The following is a 22,659-nucleotide window of genomic DNA, read 5'->3' as shown; positions in this document are numbered from 1 at the left end:
GGCGCTCACCCCTGTCACCAGGTGGCTCGGAGCTGACGGATGATCCGTCTGCGCAACCGCACCCTGCGGCTGCCGTCACGGCGCAGCGTCAGGCGGTCCAGCTCCCAGTGTCCGTACTCGGCGTGGTCGGTCAGGAGTCGGGCCGCTTCCTTGCGGGAGACCCCGCGCGGCACGTACACGTCGACAAATTCGTATTCCGGCATCGCATCTATTGTGCGGGCAGAGGCCCGGTACGGATAGCGTCTGCACTATGTCTGATGCTGCGCAGCCCACCGCTGCCGAGGTACGTGCCGCCGCCGAGGCGGTCAAAGCCGCGATCGACCGTCACCTCGACGCGGTCGAACGCCGTACCGGGGACGACGACCCCGCCGTCTACGAAGCGTTCAACGCACTGGCCGCTGCGGCCGAGGTCTACGACGAGCTGCTCTACGACCGCTACGACGAGGTCACCCCCTTCGAGATCCCCGGCGCGGACGACTCCCTGCCGCCCTATGCCGGACCCGCCGAGCCCAGCGCGCTGAGCGTGCTGATCCGGCGCGACTACGCGGTCGCGGAGCCCCCGCGGCTGCTCGCCCAGGCCCAGCGCCTCGCCGACATCGACGCGGGACCCGGCGCGGACGGGACCACGGCCCCGGTGGTCGGCACCAGCGTCCATGCCGCGCTCGGCATGCTCTTCGGCGAGTACGAACCGGACGAGATCGCCTCCCGGCACAAGGAGTTCGGCCTGGAGGAGGGCGATTCCACGCTCTGGGTCTCGGCCGCGGAGGCCCTCCCGGAGCCGGGGGAGTGGCTCGGCACGCCCTTCGAGGACGCCGACCCCGAGCTGGTGGTGTGCCGCTTCGACGTCAGCGCCGTCTTCGACGAGGAAGAGCTGGACGAGGAGCTCGACGAGCCGGCGGCCGGCCGCGCATGACATGACGGCGGGCCCCGGTGCACAGTGCACCGGGGCCCGCCGTCGTACATCCCTCAGGAAGCCGCGTCAGGTCTCGGAACGGCCTCCAGCAGCGGGCGGAGCCGGGTCGTCCGCTCCGGGGCCGGGATCTGCGCCACCGCGTGCGGCAGCGCCTGGTCCACCCCGTGCACCACGGACAGATGCCGCTCGCCCCGGCCGAACGCGGTGTAGACCCACGGCCGGCTCAGCCCCGCCGCCGCGTCGCCCGGCAGCACCACCACCGCGGCGGGCCAGCGCATCCCGGCCGCCTGATGGGCACTGAGCGCCCAGCCGTGCCGCACCGCCGACTCCACCCGCTCCTGCGGTACGACGACGGGGACGCCGCCGCACTCCAGGTGCAGCCCTTCCGCGTCCGCCGAGCGCACCACGCCCGGCACCGCACGGCCGGGCGCCGGGACATGGATCACGCGGTCACCCGGGTCGAACCCGCCGAACCGGCCGGGCCCCGGGTTGAGCCGCTGCTTCAGAGCCTCGTTGAGCACCCGGGTCCCGGCCGCGCCCCCGTGGCCCACGGTGATGACCTGGGTGTCGGCGGCGGGGATCGAGAAGGCCCGGGGCACCGAGTCCGCGACGAGCTGCACCGTACGGTGGACCGCCTCGCCCGCATCGCGGACCGGGACGATCACGACCTCCTTGCCGGGGGCCTCCACCTGGTTCAGCTCGCCGATGCCGATACCGGAGACCAGCTCGCCGATCGGGCCGGGATCCGGCGTACGGGAGACGACCTGCGGGCACGCGCGTGCGGCCAGCACATCCGCGAAGACCCGCCCGGCACCCGCCGAACCCAGCACACCGGGGTCACCGCTCAGCACCAGGCGGGTCCCGTCCGCCAGCGCCTCGACGAGGACGGCCGCGCCCTCCACGTCCAGCTGCGGGGCGTCGAGCACGACGAGCAGGTCGAGCGCGAGCGCCCCGTCCTCGTCGCGGCCCGAACCCTCGGCGCCGGAGAGCAGCCCGGCCAGGGTGACCGCCGCGTCCGGGGCGCCGACCGCTTCGGCCAGGCGGCGGCGGCCGTCCTCGCTGTGGGCGGCGCCCAGGGCCCGCAGTCCCATGCCCCGCGCCGCCGCGATCAGGGCGGCGGGCTCGGCCCGGGCCGCCTCGCCGCCGCTGTGCGCGACGAGCCCGGCGGTGGCCGCCGTACGGATCAGCTCGGCGGCGGAGGGGGAGGGCGCGGCGGCAGCGGCCTCCGTCCAGTCGGCGCCCTTCTCGCAGGCGTTCATGAGGCGGGCCAGGCCGTCGGCGAGGCTCTCCTCGGCCAGCGCGTACCGGTCGAGACCCAGCAGCACCTGGACCGGCTCCGGGGCCTCGGCGGCCTCCTCGCCCTCCTGCTCCCGCTCCTCGGCGGCCTCCGACTCCATGGGGTCCGCGCCCTCCTGGAAGACCAGGGCCACACCCTCCTCCACGGCGTCGCGCACGGCCTCCTCAGGGTCGCTCACCGCACGCTCGGCGAGCGCCGCCCGAACCGCCTCGGCGTCCAGCGCCGTGTGGCCCTGGAGGGCGGCGCGCTCCAGCAGCCAGCCGACCAGGGCCGCCGTGCGGCGCCCGTCGTCCGGGCCGCACGCGGCGCCCAGCAGGGCACGGGCGAAGCCGTCCGCCTGCTCGGGCCGGACGCCCGGGACCGCCAGCAGCTGCCAGGGGTCGGCGCGCAGCAGCTCGGCGGCCTGCTCGCCCAGGGTCGCGGTGGCCGGGCGGACCAGGGCGTCAGGCGCCCCGCCCTCGGCGAGGACCGCGCGCACCGCGTCCGTGGCCTCGGGCGAGGCGGCCCGGTCGACGGGTGCGGCCGGGGCGGGCGCGGGGCGGGGCGGCTGTCCGGCGGGGGCCGGGGTCGCGCGGCGGGGCGCGGGTGGCGGTGCGGGGGAGTCGAAGAACTCCGCGCCCGCCTTCTCGCCGCTCTCCACGGCCCGTACGGCCGCGAGCAGGTCGGCGGCGGTGCCGCTCAGCTTCGTGCCCGCGGCGACGGGGCCTTCCTTCTCCACCTTGCGCTTCGCGATCTTCTCGCGCAGTTCGCGCTGGGCGGCCAGCTCGGCCTGCGCCTCGGAGAGCGCGGCGGCCACGGGCGCTTCGCCCGCAGCCTCGTCACCCGTGGCTTCACCGGCCTGCTGCCCGCCACCGGAAGCCCCGGCGTCAGCCGCCGCACCGGCCTGCCCGGCCTCACCGGCGTCCGCCGCTTCGTCGGTCTGCCCGGTCCCACCGGCCTCAGCGGTCTCCTCAGCCGTCTCAGCCGTCTCAGCGGGTCCACCGGCCTCCGCAGGCCCGTCACCGGCAGTCCCCCCAGCCTCAACAGCGTCGGGTGCCTCGGCAGCCTCAGGCACTTCGGCGTGCGCGGAGGCCTCGGCGTCGGTGGCCACCGGGGTCCCGGCGGCCCCCGGTGTGTCCGTGCCGGGGGTCTCCCCGGGAAGCGCAGTCACAGCGTGCTCCAGTCCTGGTCGGGATAGCGGTGCACGGGCGCCGACACATCGTCGAGCGCCTGGCAGATCTCGTAGGGAAGACTAAGCGCCTCCACTGACAAAGCCTCCGCGAGCTGCCCGGCGTTGCGCGCACCGACGATCGGCGCGGCGACCCCGGGTCGGTCCCGCACCCACGCCAGCGCCACGTGCAGCGGGCTCGTCGCCAGGCCGTCGGCCGCCGTCGCCACCGCGTCGGTGATCCGGGCCGCCGCGTCGTCCAGATACGGCTCGACGAACGGGGCGAGCCGCTCGGAGGCGCCCCGGGAGTCGGACGGCGTGCCCTGGCGGTACTTGCCGGTCAGCACGCCACGGCCCAGCGGCGAGGAGGGCAGCAGCCCGATCCCGAGGTCCAGCGCTGCGGGCAGCACCTCGCGCTCGATGCCCCGCTGGAGCAGCGAGTACTCCATCTGCGTACTGGCCAGCCGAGTGCGCACCCCGGGCGCGGCGAGCTGCCAGGTGGCGGCCTTGGCCAGCTGCCAGCCGCAGAAGTTCGACACGCCCGCGTACCGGACCCGGCCGGAGGAGACGGCCAGGTCCACCGCCTGGAGCGTCTCCTCCAGCGGGGTCGCCGAATCGAAGGCGTGGAGCTGCCAGAGGTCCACGTAATCCGTGCCGAGCCGCTCCAGCGAGGCGTCCAGCGCGGCCAGCAGGTGCCCGCGCGAGCTGTTGAAGCGGCGGTAGGGGTCGGGGACGTTTCCGGCCTTCGTGGCGATGACCAGATCCTCACGCGGCACCAGGCTGCCGACGAGCCGCCCGAGCAGGAATTCGGCCTCGCCGCCCCCGTACACATCGGCCGTGTCCACCAGGGTGCCGCCCGCGTCCCAGAAGGCCTTGAGCTGGTCGGCGGCGTCGTGCTCGTCCGTGTCCCGGCCCCAGGTGAGGGTGCCGAGCCCGATCCGGGACACGCGTAGGCCGGTGCGGCCGAGATGCCTCTGCTCCATGGGCGCTGAGATTACTGGCCACGGCCCCACGGGGTGCAGGCCTGTGGACAACGTGAGGTCGCGCGGGCCTGCCGGATCGCCGCCACCCGCGCTAGAGTCGCGAGGAAGGGACGTTACTGATCAGTAAGGGGAGCGGCTATGCGGCTCGGCATCAATCTCGGCTACTGGGGCGCGGGCATGGACGGCGACAACCTCGCCGTCGCGCAGGAGGCCGATCGCCTCGGCTACGACGTCTGCTGGGCGGCCGAGGCGTACGGCTCCGACGCGCCGACCGTGCTGACCTGGGTCGCGGCGCAGACCGAATCCATCGACGTCGGCTCGGCGATCATGCAGATCCCGGCCCGCCAGCCCGCGATGACCGCGATGACCGCCGCCACCCTCGACTCGCTCTCCGGCGGCCGCTTCCGGCTCGGCCTCGGCGTCTCGGGCCCGCAGGTCTCCGAGGGCTGGTACGGCGTCAAGTTCGACAAGCCGCTGGCCCGCACCCGTGAGTACGTCGAGATCGTCCGCAAGGCGATGACCCGCGAGCGGCTCTCCTACGAGGGGCAGCACTGGACGCTGCCGCTGCCCGGCGGCCCCGGCAAGCCGATCAAGCTCACCGTCCACCCGGAGCGCGAGCACATCCCGCTCTACATCGCCGCGATCGGCCCGAAGAACCTGGAGCAGACCGGCGAGATCGCCGACGGCGCCCTGCTGATCTTCCCCTCCGCCGAGCACCTGGAGGAGACCGCGCTCACCTATCTGCGCGCGGGCCGCGAGAAGGCGGGGGAGACCATGGACGGCTTCGACGTCTCCCCGACGCTGCCGCTCGCCGTCGGCGACGACGTCAAGGGCCTCGCCGACATGTTCCGCCCGTACACCGCCCTGTACGTCGGCGGAATGGGCAGCCGGAAGCAGAACTTCTACAACCAGCTCGCGCAGCGCATGGGGTACGAGAAGGAGGCCGCCGAGATCCAGGACAAGTACCTGGACGGCGACAAGGCCGGCGCGGCCGCCGCCGTACCGCACCAGCTGATCGACCAGACGACGCTGCTCGGGCCCGTCGAGCGGATCGCCGACCGGATGCAGGCGTACGCCGCCGCCGGGGTCACCACGCTCAACCTCGCTCCCGCCGGCTTCACCCTGGAGGAGCGGATCACCGCCCTGCGCGCCGGTACGGACGCCCTGGAGCGCTCCGGACTCGCGTAACGCCCTTTAAGGGGCTTCGGGAGCAGCACTACGGCCGTGGTGGGGGCTCGGGGGTCTTCCCCGCCACGGCCGTCACAGGGAACAACGCGCCGCACGCCCCAGGGTTACGCGGGGCGCCCTCGCCGCCGCCTCCGTTGCTCCGGTTGCCGACTCCTCCCGGGCGCATTTGACTGCTGCTCTGCGCACTACTGCCCCGCGGCGACCGTTCCGCGGGGTCCGGTACGGAGGTGGCCCCATGCTCTCAGCCCGAAGCCTGTTCCAGGAGATCCTGGACGACGACGAGGCCTACCGGCTCTTCTGCTCCATCGCCGCCAGCGGGGAGTCCCAGGGCGGCTGGGAGAACGCCCGCATCGCCGCACTGGTCCCCGAGAGCCGCCGCTCCCTCGCGCCCAGGATCGTCCGGCACGGCGCCGACGAGGACAAGCACGGCCGGATCTTCAACGCCCTCCTGAAGAAGCGCGGGCTGCGGCCGGCCGACATCCCGCCGGAGACCGACTACACGATGCTCCTGGAGCAGCAGGGCATAGGCCTCGCCCACTCCCGGCTGCGCGGCGAGGAGCGGCTCACCGAGCGCGACATCATCACCTATCTGGCCCACAGCAGGATCACCGAGCAGCGCGCCTCCGAGCAGATGAGGCTGCTGCGGCGGTACTTCGCCGACCACCCGGACATCGGCCGCGCGGTGCGGATGATCTCCGACGACGAGGACAACCACCTCGCCTACTGCCACGAGGAACTGCTGCGGCTCGCCCGCGAGGGCCACGGCCGGACCATCCAGCGGATCATGCGCGAGTGCGCCCTGGCGGAGATCGCCGTCTACCGCGACGTCAGCCTCGCGGTGATGGACCACATGGGCCGGCTGCTGGGCTGGCCGCGCCCCAAGGCCGTGGCGCTGGCGGCCGGAATCCACGCCGTGTACGCGTACGAGCGCCTCGTCGGCTGGCGGCGCATGGTGAGCCTGGAGATGCCCGAGCACCGCGACGCCCTCGGCGGCCGTCCGGTACCGGAACCCGAGTACGCGTGACCTCTTCCGCGCACGCGTCACCCTGAAGGGTCGCGCGTGACCCTCACAGCCATCCACGCCGCTTGAACTGGCGGTGGAGGCCGACCACCGCCACGGTCATGAACAGGATCACGGCCGGATACGTCCACCCCCAGTGCAGCTCCGGCATGTTGTCGAAGTTCATGCCGTAGATGCCCGCCACCATCGTCGGGACGGCCGCCATGGCCGCCCACGCCGAGATCTTGCGCATGTCGTCGTTCTGCCGCACCCCCATCTGCGCGAGATGGGCCGAGAGGATGTCCGACAGCAGCCGGTCCAACCCCTCCACCTGCTCGTTGACCCTCGTCAGGTGGTCGGCGACGTCACGGAAGAACGGCTGCGCCTCCTGGTGGACGAACGGCACCCCGGCGCCGGCGAGCCGGGTCATCGGCGCCGTCAGCGGGCCGGTGGCCCGGCGGAACTCCAGGACCTGCCGCTTGAACGTGTAGATGCTCGCCGCCGTGTTCGAGGAGTCGCCGCTCGCGGCCGGGGCGAAGACCTCGGTCTCCAGCTCCTCCAGGTCCACCTGGAGCTCACCGGCCACGTCGATGTAGTGGTCCACCACCGCGTCGCTGATCGCGTACAGCACCGCGGTCGGCCCGTGCGCCAGTATCTGCGGGTCCGCCTCCAGACGGCTGCGTACATCCGCCAGCGGAGCGCTCTCGCCGTGCCGGACCGTCACCACGAACGAGTCACCGATGAAGATCATCAGCTCATCGGCGCTCACCGTGTCGCTGTTCGACTCGTAGACGACCGGCTTCACCACCGCGAACAGGGAGTCGTCGTACACCTCCAGCTTGGGACGCTGGTGCGCGCGCAGCGCGTCCTCGACGGCGAGCGGGTGCAGTCCGAACTCGTGGTGCACCAGGTCGAATTCCTGCTCGGTCGGCTCGTGCAGCCCGATCCAGAGGAAGGCGTCGTCGGATTTCCGCGCCCGGTCGAGAGCGTCGGAGAAGTCGCTCGGACCGTCGGTCCGGCGGCCGTCCTGGTAGATGGCACAGTCCACGATCATTTCGGCATCCTCGGGAGGTCAGGGACCATAACGTACAAGGTGGGCAGGGGGCCGTTCACCGCCCTCTCCTTCCCCGTCGCTCCTCCCTCGCACCCGGCGTCGCCGGACATCTACCCTGGCCGGTATGCCCACGCTGATCCTCGTACGCCACGGACGCTCCACCGCCAACACCGCCGGAGTGCTCGCGGGCCGCACTCCAGGGGTCCACCTCGACGAGCGCGGCGCCGAACAGGCCGCCGCCCTGCCCGGACGGCTCTCCGCGCTCACCTTCGCCGCCGCCGTGACCAGTCCTCTGGAACGCTGCCGCCAGACGCTCCAGCCGCTGCTGGAGGCCCGTCCCGGGCTGGCCGTGCATACCGAGGACCGCATCAGCGAGTGCGACTACGGCGACTGGTCGGGCCGCAAGCTCGCCGAACTCTCCGACGAACCGCTGATGTCCGTCGTCCAGCAGCACCCCTCCGCCGCCGCCTTCCCCGGCGGCGAGTCGATGCGCGCCATGCAGGCCCGCGCCGTCGACGCCGTACGCGACTGGAACGACCGCGTCGCGGCGGAGCACGGCGAGGATGCCACGTACGTGATGTGCTCGCACGGCGACATCATCAAGTCCCTCGTCGCCGACGCGCTCGGCATGCACCTGGACCTCTTCCAGCGCATCCACGTCGACCCCTGCTCGGTCACCGCGATCCGCTACACGCGGCTGCGCCCCTTCCTCCTGCGCGTCGGCGACACCGGCGACCTCACCCCGCTGGCACCCCGCGAACAGCCCGTCGGCGCGGACGCCGTGCCGTCCGGCGGGGGTGACGGCACGTCGGACGCGGCGGTCGGGGGCGGCGGGGGCGCGCCGTGATCTCCGTGGGCAGTAGGGTGGACGCGCCGTAGCGCCGCTATCCACCCCATCGATTCTCAAGGGAGACAGGACGTGTCCCGTCAGGTGTTCCTCTACGACCCACCGGACCGATTCGTGGCCGGTACGGTCGGGCTGCCTGGCCGCCGTACGTTTTTCCTCCAGGCCTCCTCCCAGGGCCGGGTCACCAGCGTCGCCCTGGAGAAGACCCAGGTGGCCGCCCTGGCCGAGCGGATCGACGAACTGCTCGACGAGGTGGTCCGGCGGACCGGCGGCAACTCGCCGGTGCCCGCCGTCGCTCCCACCGACGTCGCCGACACCGCCCCGCTGGACGTGCCCGTGGAGGAGGAGTTCCGGGTCGGCACCATGGCCCTGGCCTGGGACGGCGACGAGCAGCGCATGATCGTCGAGGCGCAGGCCCTCGTCGAGCTCGACGCGGACTCCGAGGACGACCTCGCGGAGGCCGAGGAGAAGCTCCTCCAGGACGAGGAGAACGGTCCGCCGATGCTCCGCGTCCGGCTCAGCGGCGCCCAGGCCCGCGCGTTCGCCAAGCGCGCCCTGGACGTCGTCAACGCCGGCCGCCCGCCGTGCCCGCTGTGCAGCCTGCCGCTCGATCCGGAAGGACACGTATGCCCGCGCCAGAACGGATACCGTCGCGGAGCCTGACGGACACCGAGCTGCTCACCCTGCTCACCGAGGGCACGCTCACGGTGCTCGGGCAGGTCGGCGGGGCGTCCAACGCGGTGCTGCACTGCACCATCGCGTACGAAGGCGAGGAGCGCACCTGCGCCTACAAGCCGGTCGCGGGCGAGCAGCCGCTCTGGGACTTCCCGGACGGCACCCTCGCGCAGCGGGAGGTGGCTGCGTACGAGATCTCCCGGGCGACCGGATGGGACCTCGTGCCGCCCACCGTGCTGCGGGAGGGGCCGTACGGGCAGGGCATGTGCCAGCTCTGGATCGACGGGCCTGGCGAGGACCCGCCCGAGCTGCTGGCCCTGGTCGAGGACGACGAGCCGGGCGAGGGCTGGAAGGCCGTGGGCTACGCGGATGTCGGAGGCGGGAGGACCGCGCTGCTGGTGCACGCGGACGACCCCCGGCTGCGGCGGCTCGCGGTGCTGGACGCGGTGATCAACAACGGTGACCGCAAGGGCGGCCATCTGCTGCCGGCCCCCGGCGGCCTGCTGTACGGCATCGACCACGGGGTCACCTTCAACGCCGACGACAAGCTGCGCACCCTCCTGTGGGGCTGGGCCGGTGAGCCGCTCACCGAGGAGGCGCTGCGGGTCCTCGCGCTGCTCGCCGCGGAGCTGGCGGACGGCGAACCGCTCGCCACCCGGATGGCGCAACTCGTCACGGCGGCCGAACTGGAGGCCTTGCGGGCTCGGGTGGCGAGTCTGCTCGACAGCCGCGTACACCCGAAGCCGAGCGGGCAGTGGCCGCCGATCCCGTGGCCGCCCGTGTAGCGGGCCCCGGCGGGCGCGCGGTGAACGTCCTGGCCGTACAGCCTTTCGAAGGTTTACCGCAGGAGTGTCTCTTCGGACAGGAATCCGGATCCGGTTCGTATCCGGAAGCATCGTCCGGTTACGCTCATGACATGCATGCCTGGCCCGCTTCTGAGGTCCCCGCCCTGCCTGGCAAGGGCCGCGACCTTCGGATCCACGACACCGCGACCGGCGGACGGATCACCCTTGACCCCGGTCCCGTCGCCCGCATCTACGTCTGCGGCATCACGCCGTACGACGCGACCCACCTGGGTCATGCGGCGACCTACAACGCGTTCGACCTCGTTCAGCGCGTGTGGCTCGACACCAAGCGGCAGGTTCACTACGTCCAGAACGTGACCGACGTGGACGACCCGCTCCTGGAGCGGGCCGTGCGCGACGGTCAGGACTGGACCGAGCTCGCGGAGCGCGAGACGGCACTCTTCCGCGAGGACATGACCGCCCTGCGGATGCTGCCCCCGCAGCACTACATCGGCGCGGTCGAGGCCATACCGGGCATCGTGCCGCTCGTGGAGCGGCTGCGGGAGGCCGGCGCCGCCTACGACCTCGAAGGCGACATCTACTTCTCCGTCGACGCCGACCCGCACTTCGGCGAGGTCTCCGGGCTCGACGCGGCGGCCATGCGCCTGCTCTCCGCCGAGCGCGGCGGCGACCCCGAGCGCCCCGGCAAGAAGAACCCCCTCGACCCGATGCTCTGGATGGCCGCCCGCCCGGGCGAGCCGAGCTGGGACGGGGCCACCCTGGGCGAGGGCCGCCCGGGCTGGCACATCGAGTGCGTCGCCATCGCGCTGGACCACCTCGGCATGGGCTTCGACATCCAGGGCGGCGGCTCCGACCTGGTCTTCCCGCACCACGAGATGGGTGCGTCGCACGCCCAGGCGCTGACCGGCGAGCACCCGTTCGCCAAGGCGTACGTCCATGCCGGCATGGTCGGCCTCGACGGCGAGAAGATGTCCAAGTCCAAGGGCAACCTCGTCTTCGTCTCGACCCTGCGCCGTGACGGCGTCGACCCGGCGGCCATCCGCCTGGCGCTGCTCTCCCGCCACTACCGCGCCGACTGGGAGTGGACCGACCAGGTCCTCGCCGACGCCGTGGAGCGCCTCGCCCGCTGGCGCGCCGCCGTCTCGCGCCCCGACGGCCGGTCGGCCGACGCGCTGGTGGAGGAGGTCCGCGAGGCCCTCGCCGACGACCTGGACACGCCGACGGCGCTGGCCGCCGTGGACCGGTGGGCCGAGCTGCAGAGCGCGGAGGGCGGTACGGACGAAGGGGCTCCCGGCCTCGTCTCCCGTACCGTCGACGCGCTGCTGGGGGTCGCGCTCTAGAAGAGCGGCGGACCGCACCGCGAGAGCCGGCCCCGGACTTCTCCGTGAAGTCCGGGGCCGGCTCTCGCGGTCACTCCTCCTCGGGACTCTCCCCGGACGCCTCGTCAGGCCCCTTGTCCTCGGGCTTCTTCGCGGGACCCTGACCCGGTTGTCCCGGACCCTGACCCGCCTCCGGCCTCGGCGGCTTCGGCGGGCGGGTGCGGCCGCTCGACGGGTCCCGCAGATACGCCGCCGAGTCCCCGCTCTCCGTGGCATGACCGCCAGGGCCCGGGCCGCCGTCCCGGCGCCGCAGATACCGCTCGAACTCCCGGGCGATGGCCTCACCGGAGGCCTCGGGCAGCTCGGCGGTGTCCCGTGCCTCCTCCAGCGTCTGGACGTACTCCGCGACCTCGCTGTCCTCCGCCGCCAGCTGGTCCACGCCGAGCTGCCAGGCCCGCGCGTCCTCGGGCAGCTCGCCCAGCGGGATGCGCAGCCCGATCAGGTCCTCCAGGCGGTTCAGCAGGGCCAGCGTGGCCTTCGGGTTCGGCGGCTGCGACACATAGTGCGGCACGGCGGCCCACAGGCTCACCGCCGGCACCCCGGCATGCGTGCACGCCTCCTGGAGGATGCCGACGATCCCCGTCGGACCCTCGTACCGGGTCTCCTCCAGGTCCATCGTCCGCGCCAGATCCGCGTCGGAGGTGACCCCGCTCACCGGCACCGGCCGGGTGTGCGGGGTGTCACCGAGCAACGCGCCCAGGATGACGACCATTTCGACGCCCAGCTCGTGGGCGAAGCCGAGGATCTCGTTGCAGAACGAGCGCCAGCGCATCGACGGCTCGATCCCGCGCACCAGGACGAGGTCACGCGGCTTCTCGCCGCCGACACGCACCACCGAGAGGCGCGTCGTCGGCCAGGTGACCTTCCGCACGCCGTTCTCCAGCCACACCGTGGGCCGGTTGACCTGGAAGTCGTAGTAGTCCTCGGCGTCCAGCGCCGCGAACACCTCACCCTTCCACTCCCGGTCGAGATGGGCGACCGCTGTGGAGGCGGCGTCACCGGCGTCGTTCCAGCCTTCGAACGCGGCCACCATGACCGGGTCGACCAGCTCGGGCACCGACTCGAGCTCGATCACCCGGGCCTCCTTCCGATGTCTCCATACGTACGGAGCAACCTTACGGCTTCGGGACCCTTCGGCCGCAGCCCGTTTGCACGGCCGGGTGAACCTTGCCAGCAGGAGTGGATCAGCGGGCCGAACAGTGCATCGGTCCGTCCCCGCGCTCACTGCCAGAGCGTGGAAGGCGCCTCCCGCCGCACCACCGGCGCGATCTCCTCCGCGAACCGCCGGAGCGTCTCCAGCTGCTCCGGCCGGCTCAGCCCGAAGCCGTCCACGGTGACCGACTGGAGGTCGTGGCGGTAGACCGTGTGCCAGCCGAGGATCTTGTCGATGATCTGCTGCGGGGAGCCGATCAGCTGCGGGCCGCCCGCGATCGCGTCCTCGATGGTCCGGAACGGGGTGTTGTAGCCGGCCTTCCCCGCCAGGTGCGGCTTGAACGTCTGCCGCACCCGCGCCTCGTACAGCTCCTTGTACCGCTCCACGGCCGCCTGCGAGCTGTCCGCGATGAGCAGCCCGCCGGAGCCCGCCGCCACCTTGGCGTCCGCCGGATCGTGCCCGTACGCCTCGAACCGCTCCCGGTAGTGCGCGATGAGCTTCGCGTACGCCTCGCGCGGCTGGATGGCGTTGGCGGTGAAGAGCGGGTCGCCGTGTTTCGCCGCCAGCTCGGGGGAGTTGAGACTGGTGGCCGAGCCGTGCCAGATGCGGGGGAGACCGTCGTACGGACGTGGCACCGTCGTCACGTTCTTCAGCGGCGGCCGGAACTCGCCCGTCCAGTCGACGCCCTCCTCGGTCCAGAGCCGGCGCAGCAGCTCGTACCTCTCCTTCTGGAGGTCCCACTGCCGTTCCTCGTCGAGCCCGAAGAGGTCGAAGTGGCCCGCCTCTGCGCCCTTCCCGACGACCAGTTCGATCCGGCCCCGGGATATCTGGTCGAGCGTCGCGAAGTCCTCCGCGACCCGGACCGGGTCCAGGATCGCGACGACGGTCACGCCGGTGAGCAGCCGGATCGTGCTCGTCCGGGCCGCGATCGCGCCCAGCACCACGCCCGGGCTGGAGGAGAGGAACGCTCCGGCGTGCCGCTCGCCGACCGAGTAGGAGTCGAAGCCGAGCTTCTCCGCCACCGTCGCGGTGGCGATCACTTCCTCGAAACGGTCGGCGGGGGAGGGGAGTTCACCGGTGAGGGGGTGCGGGTCATGGCCGATCAGGGAAAGCACCGAAAATCTCATGACCTCCACTCTCCTCGCCGCGCATTGCGCGCGTATGGCGGGAGTGTGGCGCATGGAGAGGGCGGCCTCCCCGCGCGGGAGGCCGCCCTCGGTGGGTCAGTCGCGGTCGGCCAGCAGCTTCTCGACGCCGTCGCGGACGTCGTCCGTCGCCAGGCCGCGGATCGTCAGCGTGGTCCGGCGGCGCAGGACGTCGTCCGCCGTCTCGGCCCACTCGTGGTCGCGGGCGTAGGCGACCTGGGCCCAGATCTCCGGGGCGTCCGGGTGGACGCGCTCGGCCAGTTCCGGGCTCTCGTTGGCCAGGCGCGCGATGTCGAAGGCGAGCGAGCCGTAGTGCGTGGCCAGGTGGCGGGCGGTGTCCGGCGCCATCCGGGGGCCGGGGGCGGGGCCGTCGACGAGCAGCCGGTGCGCGACCGCGTTGGGGTTGGCGATCCCGGGCAGCGGCAGCTTCCTCGGCAGCCGGTTCATCGGCTCCATGTCCTCGGCCAGCGGGTGGCCGGGCAGGGCGGCCAGCTTGTTCATCACCGTACGGCCGATGTGGCGGAAGGTCGTCCACTTGCCGCCGGCCACCGACAGCATCCCGCCGCGGCCTTCGGTCACGACCGTCTCGCGCTTGGCCTTGGAGGTGTCGCCCGGACCGCCGGGCAGGACGCGCAGACCGGCGAAGGAGTACGTGATCAGGTCGCGCGAGAGCTGCTGGTCCTTGATCGAGAACGCCGCCTCGTCGAGGATCTGCGCGGTGTCGGCCTCGGTCACCGAGACGTCCGCCGGGTCACCTTCGTACTCCTCGTCCGTCGTGCCGAGGAGCAGCATGTCCTCCCACGGCAGCGCGAACGTGATGCGGTACTTGTCGATCGGCGTGGCCAGCGCGGCGCGCCACGGCCGGGTCCGCTTGAGGACCAGGTGGGCGCCCTTGGAGAGGCGGATGGAGGGGGCCGCGTTCGGGTCCTCCATCTTCCGCAGGTGGTCGACCCACGGGCCGGTCGCGTTGAGCACGAGGCGGGCGGTGACGCCGAACTCCGTACCGTCGACGCTGTCCTTCAGCTCGGCGCCGGTGACCCGGCCCCGGGTGAAGCGCAGACCCGTGACGGCCGCGTGGTTGAGGACGACGGCGCCCGCGTCCACGGCCGCGCGGACCGTCATCAGCGCCATGCGGGCGTCGTTCATCTGGTCGTCGCCGTAGACCGCGACGGCCTTCAGGTTGTCGGTGCGCAGTTCCGGCACGTCGCGCGACGCCTTGGCCGGGGATATGACGTGGCCGACGCCGTCGCCGAACGCGGAGAGCGCGGAGTAGGCGAAGACGCCCGCGCCGAGCTTGGCCGCGCCGTGCGGGCCGCCCTTGTAGACGGGCAGGTAGAAGGTGAGCGGGTTGGCCAGGTGCGGGGCCACCTCGCGGGAGACCGCGCGGCGCTCGAAGTGGTTCTCCGCGACCAGCTTGACCGCACCGGTCTGGAGGTAGCGCAGACCGCCGTGGAGCAGCTTGGAGGAGGCGGAGGAGGTGGCGCCGGCGAAGTCACCGGCGTCCACCAGAGCCACCCGCAGCCCGGACTGCGCGGCATGCCAGGCGGTGGAGATGCCCAGGATGCCGCCGCCGATGACCAGGAGGTCGTACGTCGCCCGGGACAGCTGCTCCCGGGTTTCGGCGCGGCTCGGCAGGGAGCCGGAGGCCGGGTGCGTTCCGAGGGCGGGAACGCTCTGCAGGGTGGTCATGTCGAATGCTCCTCGTCAGCTTTCTTCGTCCTCGACCCAGCCCATGGTCCGTTCGACGGCCTTGAGCCAGCTCTTGTACTCGCGGGCACGGGTGTCCGCGTCCATGCGGGGGGTCCACTCGGCGGCCCGGCGCCAGTTGGCGCGCAGCGCGTCGGTGTCCGGCCAGAAGCCGACGGCCAGGCCGGCGGCGTAGGCGGCGCCGAGGCAGGTGGTCTCGGCGACCATCGGGCGCACCACGGGTGCGTCCAGGAAGTCGGCGAGCGTCTGCATCAGCAGGTTGTTGGACGTCATGCCGCCGTCGACCTTGAGCGCGGTCAGCTCGACGCCGGAGTCCTTCGTCATGGCGTCGCTGATCTCGCGGGTCTGCCAGGCGGTGGCCTCCAGGACGGCACGGGCGATGTGCGCCTTGGTGACGTAACGGGTGAGACCGGTGATCACACCCCGGGCGTCGGGACGCCAGTAGGGGGCGAACAGACCGGAGAAGGCGGGCACGAAGTAGGCGCCGCCGTTGTCCTCCACCGAGGAGGCCAGCGTCTCGATCTCGGCGGCCGACTTGATCAGGCCCATCTGGTCGCGCATCCACTGCACCAGCGAACCGGTGACCGCGATGGAGCCCTCCAGGGCGTACACCGGGGGCTTGTCGCCGATCTGGTAGCCGACGGTGGTGAGCAGCCCGTTGTACGAGTTCACCGGCGTGCCACCGGTGTTCATCAGCATGAAGGTGCCGGTGCCGTACGTGGACTTGGCCTCGCCCTCGGCGAAACAGGTCTGGCCGAACAGGGCCGCCTGCTGGTCGCCGAGCGCGGAGGCGACGGGCACGCCGTCGAGGATGCCGCCCTTGGCGTGGCCGTACACCTCGGCGGAGGAGCGGATCTCGGGGAGGACCGCGGCCGGGATGCCGATGGAGGAGAGGATCTTCTCGTCCCACTCCATGCGGTGCAGGTTCATCAGGAGGGTGCGCGAGGCGTTGGTGACGTCGGTGACGTGCACACCGCCGTCGGTGCCGCCGGTCAGGTTCCAGATGACCCAGGAGTCCATGGTGCCGAAGAGGATGTCGCCGGCCTCTGCGCGCTCGCGCAGCCCCTCGACGTTGTCGAGCAGCCAGCGGACCTTGGGCCCGGCGAAGTACGAGGCGAGCGGCAGCCCGGTCTCGCGGCGGAAGCGGTCCTGGCCCACGTTGCGGCCGAGCTCCTTGCAGAGCGCGTCGGTACGGGTGTCCTGCCAGACCAGCGCGTTGTGCACCGGCTCACCGGTGTTCTTGTCCCACAGCAGGGTGGTCTCGCGCTGGTTGGTGATGCCGATCGCCTTGACGTCGGCGGAGGTGATGCCGGCCTTGACGATGGCGCCGGCGACGACCTCCTGCACGTTCTCCCAGATCTCGGTCGCGTCGTGCTCGACCCAGCCCGGCTTCGGGAAGATCTGCTCGTGCTCCTTCTGGTCGACCGAGACGATCCGGCCGTCCTTGTCGAAGACGATGCAGCGGCTGGAGGTGGTGCCCTGGTCGATGGCCGCGATGAACGGGCCGGTGCCGTGGGTGCCGGTGGTGTGTGCGTCGGTCACGGTGTGCTCCCGGAAGTCTGTGGGTGAAAGGGGTTACGGCGCTGATACCCGCGTGGGTCAGGCGAAGGCCAGGTTGTAGAGCCCACCGGCGAGGGCGCCGCCGATGAGCGGACCCACGATGGGTACCCACGCGTAGCCCCAGTCGGAACCACCCTTGTTCGGCAGCGGCAGCGCCGCGTGCACGATGCGCGGTCCGAGGTCGCGGACCGGGTTGATGGCGTACCCCGTGGGCCCGCCGAGCGAGAGGCCGATGCCGACGACGACCAGGGCGGTGATCAGGGCACCGAGCGTGCCGAGGCCGTTGCCCTCGTTGTTCAGGCCCTGGGTCAGGATCGCCAGGACCAGCACCATGGTGGCGATGACCTCGGTGACGACGTTCTGCACACCGTTGCGGATCTCCGGGCCGGTGGAGAAGATGCCGAGCACCGGTCCGGCCTTGGGGGCGGAGACCTGGTCGACCATTCCCTCCTCGGCGGACTTGGTGCCGACGATCTCGGGGTCGGTCAGGTGGGCGTGGAACTGCCCGTAGTACACCGCGTAGACCAGGACGGCGCCGATCATCGCGCCGAGCAGCTGCGAGCCCAGGTAGAGGGGCACATCGCCCCACGGCGTGCCGCCCTGGATGGCGAGGCCGAGGGTGACGGCGGGGTTGAGGTGGGCGCCAGAGACGCCGCCGGCCAGGTAGGCACCGGTCAGCACGGCGAAACCCCACCCGAAGGTGATGGCCAGCCAGCCCGCGTTCCGGGCCTTCGAGCGCTTCAGCGTGACGGCGGCGACCACGCCGCCACCGAGCAGGATGAGTATGGCGGTACCTATGGTCTCGCCGATGAAAATGTCGGAGCTGGACACCCGCGACTCCTTTGTCCTTCGTCCAGGGGGAGCGGAACACCGGTCCCTCGGTGCTTCACGCCCCAGGCGGGGTATCCACAAATCGTGGGCATCCCACCTGTGAGGGCTTGACCGGCCCTTGGCACTGTCACACCCTAACGCGTATTGCCGTTAAGCGTTCGACAATGCCGACCGTTGAACGGCAGTGTTTCTCCCGAGTGAAGGAAGCGTCAAGGGTTCTGTGGCCGAGGACTCGGTGCGCGACGCGATCGTTACCCCACGATGCGCCCGGATGCGCGCTGGCGCACCCGGGCGCATCGGATGTGCGGGTGCGCCAGGTGTTACGGGGATGGCTGCCCGGCCTTGAGGGGCCTTGGGCCTTCGGGGGCCGGCTCTCGGGAACCCCGGTCCTCAGAAGCGCCCGGCGCCCAGGTCCCGCGAGACCGCCCGGGCACAGTCCCGTACGGCCGCGATCAGCTCGGGCCGCAGTACGCCGCCCGGTGCGACCCGCTCCACCGCCCCGGTCACCGCCACCGCGCCCACCGGCATCCTGCGCCGGTCGTGGACCGGGGCGGACACGGCGGCCACGCCCTCCCACGTCTCCTCGGCGTCGGCGGCCCACCCCTGGGCGCGGATCAGGTCCAGCATCGCCTCGAACTCGTCGGCGGCCGTCACCGTACGCGCGGTGAAGGAGCGGCGCTCCGCCTCCATGACCTCGCTGTGCGCCACCGGGTCGTACGCGGACAGCACCTTGCCGAGCGCCGTGGAGTGCAGCGGCTGCATCGCCCCGACCTCCAGCACCTGGCGGCTGTCGTCGGGCCTGAAGACGTGGTGGACGATGAGGACGCCGTGCTGGTGGAGCACGCCGAGGTGGACGCTCTCCCCGCTGGAGCGGGCCAGGTCGTCCGTCCAGACCAGGGCGCGGGCCCGCAGCTCGTGGACGTCGAGATAGCTGTTGCCGAGCCGCAGGAGCTCGGCGCCGAGCTGGTAGCGCCCGGACGCGGCGTCCTGCTCGACGAACCCCTCCAGCTGGAGGGTGCGGAGGATTCCGTGGGCGGTGCCCTTGGCCAGCCCCAGAGAGGAGGCGATGTCGGACAGCCCGAGCCGCCGCTCGCCGCCCGCCAGCAGGCGCAGCATCGCGGCCGCCCGCTCCAGCGACTGGATGTTCTTGGCCATCGCGCCGTACTCCTCCACCTCGGTTCGACAATGCTGAACACTATCGGTCGATGCCGACCTGTGCCGGACTCCGGGAGAAAGTCTCCTCCTGACGGCACTCGGCGCCCGCACCCGCACAGCATGCAGTCCGTCTCCTGGACGGACCGACCACGCGCCGAGCTGTCCGGCTACGCTGACGGGGTGCGCCTTCCCCGAGAAGGACGCAAAGCCGACAGCCGTCGCATCCCTGGGAGATCATCCGTGGCCTCGTTGCCGACACCCGCCCCCGACAGCCGGACCCGCGCAGCAGCCCTGCGCGAGGCGCTCGCCACCCGGGTGGTGGTGGCCGACGGTGCGATGGGCACCATGCTCCAGGCACAGGACCCGACCCTTGAGGACTTCGAGAACCTCGAAGGCTGCAACGAGATCCTCAACCTCACGCGCCCCGACATCGTGCGCTCCGTCCACGAGGAGTACTTCGCGGTCGGCGTCGACTGCGTCGAGACCAACACCTTCGGCGCCAACCACTCCGCCGCCAACGAGTACGAGATCGCCGACCGGATCTTCGAGCTCTCCGAGTCCGGCGCCCGGATCGCCCGCGAGGTCGCCGACGAGTTCGGCGCCAGGGACGGCCGTCAGCGCTGGGTCCTCGGCTCCATCGGCCCCGGCACCAAGCTGCCCTCGCTCGGCCACATCACGTACGACGTCCTGCGCGACGGCTACCAGAAGAACGCCGAGGGACTCCTCGCGGGCGGCTCCGACGCGCTGATCGTCGAGACCACCCAGGACCTGCTGCAGACCAAGTCCAGCATCATCGGCGCGCGCCGGGCCATGGAGGCCCTGGGCGTCGACGTGCCGCTGGTCTGCTCCCTCGCCTTCGAGACGACCGGCGTCATGCTGCTCGGCTCCGAGATCGGCGCCGCCCTCACCGCCCTGGAGCCGCTGGGCATCGACTTCATCGGTCTGAACTGCTCCACCGGCCCGGACGAGATGAGCGAGCACCTGCGCTACCTCGCCCGCCACTCGCGTACGCCCCTGATGTGCATGCCCAACGCCGGCCTGCCCGTCCTCACCAAGGACGGTGCGCACTTCCCGCTCGGCCCCGACGGCCTCGCCGACTCCCAGGAGACGTTCGTCCGGGACTACGGCCTCTCCCTCATCGGCGGCTGCTGCGGTACGACCCCGGCCCACATGAAGGCCGTCGTGGACCGGGTCCGCGGGCTCACGCCGCCCGAGCGCGACCCCAGCCCCGAGCCCGGCGCCGCCTCGCTCTACCAGCACATCCCCTTCCGCCAGGACACCGCCTACCTGGCGATCGGGGAGCGCACCAACGCCAACGGCTCCAAGAAGTTCCGCGAGGCCATGCTGGAGGCCCGCTGGGACGACTGCGTGGAGATGGCCCGCGACCAGATCCGCGAGGGCGCGCACATGCTCGACCTCTGCGTCGACTACGTGGGCCGCGACGGCGTCGCCGACATGACCGAGCTGGCCGGCCGCTTCGCCACCGCCTCCACCCTCCCGATCGTGCTGGACTCCACCGAGCTGCCCGTCCTGCGCGCCGGCCTGGAGCAGCTCGGCGGCCGGGCCGTGCTGAACTCGGTCAACTACGAGGACGGCGACGGCCCCGACTCCCGCTTCGCGCAGGTCAGCGCGCTGGCCTCCGAGCACGGCGCCGCCCTGATCGCGCTGACCATCGACGAGGAGGGCCAGGCGCGGACTATCGAGCACAAGGTCGCCATCGCCGAACGCCTGATCGCGGACCTCACCACCAACTGGGGTATCCGCGAGTCCGACATCCTCATCGACACCCTGACCTTCACCATCTGCACCGGCCAGGAGGAGTCCCGCGGCGACGGCATCGCCACCATCGGGGCCATCCGCGAGCTGAAGAAGCGCCACCCGGACGTCCAGACCACCCTGGGCCTCTCCAACATCTCCTTCGGCCTCAACCCGGCCGCGCGCGTGGTGCTGAACTCGGTCTTCCTGGACGAGTGCGTCAAGGCGGGCCTGGACTCCGCGATCGTGCACGCCTCGAAGATCCTGCCGATCGCCCGGCTGGAGGAGGAGCAGGTCAAGGTCGCGCTCGACCTGATCTACGACCGCCGCGCCGAGGGCTACGACCCCCTCCAGAAGCTCATGGAGCTCTTCGAGGGCGTCAACATGAAGTCGATGAAGGCGGGCAAGGCCGAGGAGCTGATGGCCCTCCCGCTGGACGAGCGGCTCCAGCGCCGCATCATCGACGGCGAGAAGAACGGCCTGGAGGCCGACCTCGACGAGGCCCTCCAGGACACCCCGGCCCTGGACATCGTCAACAACACGCTGCTCGAAGGCATGAAGGTGGTCGGCGAGCTGTTCGGCTCCGGCCAGATGCAGCTGCCGTTCGTCCTCCAGTCCGCCGAGGTCATGAAGAGCGCGGTGGCCCACCTGGAGCCGCACATGGAGAAGTCCGACGACGACGGCAAGGGCACGATCGTGCTCGCCACCGTCCGCGGCGACGTCCACGACATCGGCAAGAACCTCGTCGACATCATCCTCTCCAACAACGGCTACAACGTCGTCAACCTCGGCATCAAGCAGCCCGTCTCCGCGATCCTGGAAGCCGCCGAGGAGCACCGGGCCGACGTCATCGGCATGTCCGGCCTCCTGGTGAAGTCCACCGTGATCATGAAGGAGAACCTCCAGGAGCTGAACCAGCGCAAGATGGCCGCCGACTTCCCGGTCATCCTCGGCGGCGCCGCGCTGACCAGGGCCTACGTCGAGCAGGACCTGCACGAGATCTACGAGGGCGAGGTCCGCTACGCCCGCGACGCCTTCGAGGGCCTGCGCCTGATGGACGCGCTCATCGGCGTCAAGCGCGGCGTGCCGGGCGCGGTCCTGCCCGAGCTGAAGCAGCGCCGGGTCCCCAAGAAGGAGGCCGCGGCGGTGCTGGAGGTCGAGGAGCCCGAGGGTTCGGTGCGCTCGGACGTCTCCACCACCAACCCCGTCCCCGAGCCGCCGTTCTGGGGCACCCGGGTGATCAAGGGCATCCCGCTGAAGGAGTACGCCTCCTGGCTGGACGAGGGCGCGCTGTTCAAGGGCCAGTGGGGCCTCAAGCAGGCCAGGACCGGCGACGGACCGACGTACGAGGAGCTGGTGGAGACCGAGGGACGCCCGCACCTGCGCGGCTGGCTCGACCACCTCCAGTCCAACAACCTCCTGGAAGCCGCCGTGGTCTACGGCTACTTCCCCTGCGTCTCCAAGGGCGAGGACCTGATCCTCCTCCACGAGGACGGCTCCGAGCGCACCCGCTTCACCTTCCCGCGCCAGCGCCGCGGCCGCCGCCTCTGCCTCGCCGACTTCTTCCGCCCCGAGGAGTCCGGCGAGAGGGATGTCATCGGCCTCCAGGTCGTCACCGTCGGCTCCCGGATCGGCGAGGCCACCGCCGAGCTGTTCGCCGCCAACTCCTACCGCGACTACCTGGAGCTGCACGGCCTCTCCGTCCAGCTCGCCGAGGCCCTCGCCGAGTACTGGCACGCCCGGGTCCGCAGCGAGCTCGGCTTCGCCGGGGAGGACCCCGCCGACGTCGAGGACATGTTCGCGCTGAAGTACCGGGGCGCCCGGTTCTCGCTCGGTTACGGGGCATGCCCCGATCTGGAGGACCGCGCGAAGATCGCCGACCTCCTCCAGCCGGGCCGGATCGGCGTCGAGCTCTCCGAGGAGTTCCAGCTCCACCCGGAGCAGTCCACCGACGCCCTCGTCATCCACCACCCCGAGGCGAAGTACTTCAACGCACGGTAACCACCCCGCCGCACCACGGTCCCGCGCCGTTCGCGCACCGTGGCCGGACAGGTCGTACACTGG

General features: G+C 71.8%; 18 protein-coding genes. 8 read left to right on the top strand and 10 right to left on the bottom strand.

The features are described 5' to 3' along the window. Positions 1–14: 14 nt before the first annotated feature. Positions 15–203, bottom strand: a complete 189-nt coding sequence (locus ACIRR8_RS23890) for a DUF5703 family protein (RefSeq protein WP_003970138.1) — start codon at positions 201–203, stop codon at positions 15–17. A gap of 47 nt (positions 204–250) precedes the next feature. On the opposite strand from ACIRR8_RS23890, the gene ACIRR8_RS23885 reads away from it, so the two are divergent. Then, the gene (locus ACIRR8_RS23885; protein ID WP_404068222.1) at positions 251–913 is read left to right on the top strand and encodes a hypothetical protein; all 663 of its coding nucleotides are present in this window, start codon (positions 251–253) and stop codon (positions 911–913) included. Between the two features lie 53 nt (positions 914–966). Here ACIRR8_RS23885 and ACIRR8_RS23880 read toward each other — a convergent pair whose 3' ends face one another. Both ACIRR8_RS23880 and ACIRR8_RS23875 read right to left on the bottom strand, forming a co-directional pair. Then, positions 967–3,360, bottom strand: coding sequence for a helix-hairpin-helix domain-containing protein (locus tag ACIRR8_RS23880; RefSeq protein WP_404068220.1), 2,394 nt, complete (start codon positions 3,358–3,360; stop codon positions 967–969). Beyond that, entirely contained in the window at positions 3,357–4,340 is a 984-nt protein-coding gene (locus tag ACIRR8_RS23875; RefSeq protein ID WP_404068217.1) for an aldo/keto reductase, read from the bottom strand. The genes ACIRR8_RS23880 and ACIRR8_RS23875 overlap by 4 nt, the downstream gene beginning before the upstream one ends. 138 nt (positions 4,341–4,478) lie before the next feature. Between ACIRR8_RS23875 and ACIRR8_RS23870 the strand changes: the two genes are divergently transcribed. Continuing rightward, the gene (locus ACIRR8_RS23870) at positions 4,479–5,528 is read left to right on the top strand and encodes an LLM class F420-dependent oxidoreductase (RefSeq protein ID WP_404068214.1); all 1,050 of its coding nucleotides are present in this window, start codon (positions 4,479–4,481) and stop codon (positions 5,526–5,528) included. Positions 5,529–5,763: 235 nt separating this feature from the next. Continuing rightward, positions 5,764–6,552, top strand: coding sequence for a ferritin-like domain-containing protein (locus tag ACIRR8_RS23865; protein WP_404068212.1), 789 nt, complete (start codon positions 5,764–5,766; stop codon positions 6,550–6,552). A gap of 43 nt (positions 6,553–6,595) precedes the next feature. On the opposite strand, the gene corA is transcribed toward ACIRR8_RS23865, so the two are convergent. Further along, a complete protein-coding gene (gene corA / locus ACIRR8_RS23860) occupies positions 6,596–7,582 on the bottom strand; it encodes a magnesium/cobalt transporter CorA (RefSeq protein WP_404068209.1) in 987 nt (328 codons plus the stop codon). Between the two features lie 124 nt (positions 7,583–7,706). Between corA and ACIRR8_RS23855 the strand changes: the two genes are divergently transcribed. From ACIRR8_RS23855 to mshC, 4 genes are all read left to right on the top strand, one after another. Continuing rightward, positions 7,707–8,429: a histidine phosphatase family protein gene (locus tag ACIRR8_RS23855; protein WP_404068206.1), complete on the top strand. Its 723-nt coding sequence runs from the start codon at positions 7,707–7,709 to the stop codon at positions 8,427–8,429. Positions 8,430–8,501: 72 nt separating this feature from the next. Further along, on the top strand, positions 8,502–9,092 hold the full coding sequence (locus ACIRR8_RS23850) for a DUF3090 domain-containing protein (protein ID WP_355608755.1): 591 nt from the start codon (positions 8,502–8,504) through the stop codon (positions 9,090–9,092). Next, the gene (locus ACIRR8_RS23845; RefSeq protein ID WP_404068203.1) at positions 9,056–9,889 is read left to right on the top strand and encodes an SCO1664 family protein; all 834 of its coding nucleotides are present in this window, start codon (positions 9,056–9,058) and stop codon (positions 9,887–9,889) included. Before ACIRR8_RS23850 ends, ACIRR8_RS23845 begins: the two co-directional genes overlap by 37 nt. A gap of 131 nt (positions 9,890–10,020) precedes the next feature. Then, positions 10,021–11,250, top strand: a complete 1,230-nt coding sequence (gene mshC, locus ACIRR8_RS23840) for a cysteine--1-D-myo-inosityl 2-amino-2-deoxy-alpha-D-glucopyranoside ligase (protein WP_404068201.1) — start codon at positions 10,021–10,023, stop codon at positions 11,248–11,250. A gap of 70 nt (positions 11,251–11,320) precedes the next feature. On the opposite strand, the gene ACIRR8_RS23835 is transcribed toward mshC, so the two are convergent. The 6 genes from ACIRR8_RS23835 to ACIRR8_RS23810 form a co-directional block, all read right to left on the bottom strand. Then, positions 11,321–12,364 carry a PAC2 family protein gene (locus ACIRR8_RS23835; protein ID WP_404068198.1) on the bottom strand — a complete coding sequence of 348 codons (1,044 nt, stop codon included), beginning with the start codon at positions 12,362–12,364 and terminating at the stop codon, positions 11,321–11,323. A gap of 146 nt (positions 12,365–12,510) precedes the next feature. Further along, entirely contained in the window at positions 12,511–13,569 is a 1,059-nt protein-coding gene (locus ACIRR8_RS23830; protein WP_404068195.1) for an LLM class flavin-dependent oxidoreductase, read from the bottom strand. Between the two features lie 96 nt (positions 13,570–13,665). Then, positions 13,666–15,276 carry a glycerol-3-phosphate dehydrogenase/oxidase gene (locus tag ACIRR8_RS23825; RefSeq protein WP_109977067.1) on the bottom strand — a complete coding sequence of 537 codons (1,611 nt, stop codon included), beginning with the start codon at positions 15,274–15,276 and terminating at the stop codon, positions 13,666–13,668. 15 nt (positions 15,277–15,291) lie between these two features. Continuing rightward, positions 15,292–16,836, bottom strand: a complete 1,545-nt coding sequence (glpK, locus tag ACIRR8_RS23820) for a glycerol kinase GlpK (protein ID WP_109166490.1) — start codon at positions 16,834–16,836, stop codon at positions 15,292–15,294. Between the two features lie 57 nt (positions 16,837–16,893). Continuing rightward, positions 16,894–17,685, bottom strand: a complete 792-nt coding sequence (locus ACIRR8_RS23815) for an MIP/aquaporin family protein (protein WP_404068192.1) — start codon at positions 17,683–17,685, stop codon at positions 16,894–16,896. 390 nt (positions 17,686–18,075) lie between these two features. After that, positions 18,076–18,840: an IclR family transcriptional regulator gene (locus tag ACIRR8_RS23810; RefSeq protein ID WP_043186377.1), complete on the bottom strand. Its 765-nt coding sequence runs from the start codon at positions 18,838–18,840 to the stop codon at positions 18,076–18,078. A 240-nt stretch (positions 18,841–19,080) separates the two neighbouring features. On the opposite strand from ACIRR8_RS23810, the gene metH reads away from it, so the two are divergent. Further along, the gene (gene metH / locus ACIRR8_RS23805; RefSeq protein WP_404068189.1) at positions 19,081–22,596 is read left to right on the top strand and encodes a methionine synthase; all 3,516 of its coding nucleotides are present in this window, start codon (positions 19,081–19,083) and stop codon (positions 22,594–22,596) included. Positions 22,597–22,659 lie beyond the last annotated feature (63 nt).

Source organism: Streptomyces sp. NPDC101178 (assembly GCF_044767965.1).
Lineage (GTDB): Bacteria > Actinomycetota > Actinomycetes > Streptomycetales > Streptomycetaceae > Streptomyces.
This window is presented reverse-complemented; position numbering and strand designations above follow the sequence as displayed.

Bases quoted from the DNA above. Each gene is read 5' to 3' on its own strand.
- ACIRR8_RS23890 (WP_003970138.1), bottom strand. From the start codon at position 203: ATGCCGGAATACGAATTTGTCGACGTGTACGTGCCGCGCGGGGTCTCC.
- ACIRR8_RS23885 (WP_404068222.1), top strand. From the start codon at position 251: ATGTCTGATGCTGCGCAGCCCACCGCTGCCGAGGTACGTGCCGCCGCC.
- ACIRR8_RS23875 (WP_404068217.1), bottom strand. From the start codon at position 4,340: ATGGAGCAGAGGCATCTCGGCCGCACCGGCCTACGCGTGTCCCGGATC.
- ACIRR8_RS23870 (WP_404068214.1), top strand. From the start codon at position 4,479: ATGCGGCTCGGCATCAATCTCGGCTACTGGGGCGCGGGCATGGACGGC.
- ACIRR8_RS23865 (WP_404068212.1), top strand. From the start codon at position 5,764: ATGCTCTCAGCCCGAAGCCTGTTCCAGGAGATCCTGGACGACGACGAG.
- corA (WP_404068209.1), bottom strand. From the start codon at position 7,582: ATGATCGTGGACTGTGCCATCTACCAGGACGGCCGCCGGACCGACGGT.
- ACIRR8_RS23855 (WP_404068206.1), top strand. From the start codon at position 7,707: ATGCCCACGCTGATCCTCGTACGCCACGGACGCTCCACCGCCAACACC.
- ACIRR8_RS23845 (WP_404068203.1), top strand. From the start codon at position 9,056: ATGCCCGCGCCAGAACGGATACCGTCGCGGAGCCTGACGGACACCGAG.
- mshC (WP_404068201.1), top strand. From the start codon at position 10,021: ATGCATGCCTGGCCCGCTTCTGAGGTCCCCGCCCTGCCTGGCAAGGGC.
- ACIRR8_RS23830 (WP_404068195.1), bottom strand. From the start codon at position 13,569: ATGAGATTTTCGGTGCTTTCCCTGATCGGCCATGACCCGCACCCCCTC.
- ACIRR8_RS23825 (WP_109977067.1), bottom strand. From the start codon at position 15,276: ATGACCACCCTGCAGAGCGTTCCCGCCCTCGGAACGCACCCGGCCTCC.
- ACIRR8_RS23810 (WP_043186377.1), bottom strand. From the start codon at position 18,840: ATGGCCAAGAACATCCAGTCGCTGGAGCGGGCGGCCGCGATGCTGCGC.